Annotated in this window: 2 protein-coding genes and 1 pseudogene; all 3 read right to left on the reverse strand. The window is 74.9% G+C overall.

The annotated features are described in order from the left end of the window. Positions 1–247: hypothetical protein (locus tag VIB55_RS04515; RefSeq protein ID WP_331875475.1), on the reverse strand; the 247-nt coding region annotated here is incomplete at its 3' end. A 105-nt stretch (positions 248–352) separates the two neighbouring features. After that, a complete protein-coding gene (locus tag VIB55_RS04520; protein WP_331875476.1) occupies positions 353–1,990 on the reverse strand; it encodes a hypothetical protein in 1,638 nt (545 codons plus the stop codon). Next, positions 1,987–2,091 (reverse strand): annotated as a pseudogene (locus VIB55_RS25435) (twin-arginine translocation pathway signal); the annotation flags it as partial. The pseudogene VIB55_RS25435 and the gene VIB55_RS04520, both read right to left, overlap by 4 nt.

Raw genomic sequence — 2,091 nt, forward strand, 5'->3', positions numbered from 1 at the left:
CGAGCGTGTCCTGCGCAAGAAGCGCCACCGCCTGCACGGGTCCCGTCGTGGACATCGCGTAGATCTCGCGCCCGGCGCGGGTCGCGGCGATGCGCATTCTGCTGCTGTCGGCCAGCAGGGTCGCGGCCTCGGCGCCCGTGATGCCCCATGGCAGGGCCTTGGGGATCGGCTGCTGGGCGCGGGCGGGGGCGTGAAGCACGAGGGCGGCCGCAATCAGGGCGGCGAGGCGGATCAGGCGCGTCGTCATTCGCTGATGGTGTGGCTGTGGCATGGGTCGGCGGTGCGGGAATCTCGTCTGGCGGACCGGGCGATGCAAGCTCCCTGCGACTGTAGCAGCGTCGACCCGGCAATCTTACGGCTGTCCGCAGAGCCGGCGGATGGCCCACTCCGACGCGGCAGCGAGCAGCAGCGCGGCGAAGAGGATGGCGGCCAGCGGCAGGCGCGACGTATCCCGTGCGCCCTCCGGCGTAAGGCCCTGGATGATGGGACGCAGCGAGTCCGCGTGCAGCATCCGCCCTCTCGACGCGCCGACGAGAACCGCGAGCCTCGCCCATCCGTCGTCCGCGCCGCCGGTGGACGCGGTTGCGCGCAACGCGGCGGATGGGGTGCGGCCCGCGAAGGCGAGCGTATACAGCCCCGTGTCCGCCGGGACGAACGCCGTGCGCAGCACGCCCGGTCGCGCGGGATCGGCCGAGAGCGCGAGGGTGTCCGTCGTGCGGCCTGGGCGGCTGACGATCAGGGGCGGCGGCGCGGCTTCCGCCATCGCGTAGACGACTACCTCCCGTTGCACCCCGGCCGGGGCGACGGGTTCCGGCACGGAGATCGTCAGCGGATCGCGCGGAGCGGAGGCCAGCCAGTCCACCAGCGCGCGCCAGAACTCGCGGTGCTCGGCGATGCAGCCGGCCTCCATCCGCCACCGCCAGGTTTCCGTCAGCGCCAGCGACGCCGCGCGCCCGCGGCCGAGGGGGCGCAGACCCAACACGCCACCGCCCGGCGACGATGCCGCCATCCAGGCCCCGGGCCGCACGCCACCGAAGAGCACCGCGCCGGAGCGGACGCGATCCGCCGGGAGCGGCGCGAGTTCGGGGGGCAGCGTCCACACGAGCGACGGGCCGTCCACCGCGCGCACGCGGCCGGGATCCCTCACGATTCCGAACGCGCCCGCGCCCGCCGCGCCGCCCACCAGGAGCACGCCGCCGCCCCGTCCCGCCGCCCAGTCAGCCAGCAGCCGCCGCTCGGATTCTCCCGCGGGCGCGGCGGTCAGGACCACGGCCGCGTCCACGCGCGCCAGGCGCTCCGCCGTGACGGCGCCGCCTCCAGCCGCCACGGCTTGGCCGCGGCCCAGGTCGAACGCCGTCTCCACCGTCGCGCCAGATTCTTCCAGGGCGCGAACGACGAACTTGCTTTCCCAGTGCGGAAATCCAGCGCGGACCAGCACGCGGGGCGGACCGGCGGAATCCACCCAGGCTCCGGTCCGGGCCGTCTGCCCGTCGGCATCCACCGTCCACTCCCGCCACCCCGCGCGCGGAGGACGAACGCGGAAAGCGCCCCCCGCGGTGCCGGACGCGTCCACGCGAATGCGCAGGCTGTCCAGCACGCCCGTGTCGTCGCTGATGCGCACCAGCACGCTGTCACCCGGCTGCGCGCGGATGCGGAAACCCACGGCAGCGGCGCGACCCGCCAGCGGCCGTGCGGGTGGCTGCGCCTGCACGACGGCGGCCTCCCTCGGGAGCGCGGCGTAGAGCGGCGCGCGGCGCGAGGCCGCGGCCAGCACCTCCAGTTCCCGCGCGGTCGGCGGCTCCGCGGACGCACGGGCGATGGCGGGAACGGGCGAGCCGACCAGCAGCGAGTCGCGTTGCGCCTCGAGCGCGCGGGCGTTCTCGATCCACACGGGTCCGGCGGGGCCACTGGGCGTGCGCCAGAGCGGCGGGGCGAGGGCAGCGACGAGCAGCAGCAGGACGGCGCCACGAAGCGCCAGCGGCAGCCTCATCGGGTCAGCGCATAGACGACCACGTTCACCCCGAACCGCGTGTTGTCCACCGAGGAGAACCGCTTGTTGCGCGCGTGGTAGTTCCACTCCGACGCATAGTC

Origin of the sequence: Longimicrobium sp. (genome assembly GCF_036554565.1) — a bacterium.
In the GTDB taxonomy this organism is placed as follows: Bacteria; Gemmatimonadota; Gemmatimonadetes; order Longimicrobiales; family Longimicrobiaceae; genus Longimicrobium.

Coding starts and splice junctions, on each gene's coding strand:
- VIB55_RS04520 (WP_331875476.1), bottom strand. CDS start 1,990: ATGAGGCTGCCGCTGGCGCTTCGTGGCGCCGTCCTGCTGCTGCTCGTC.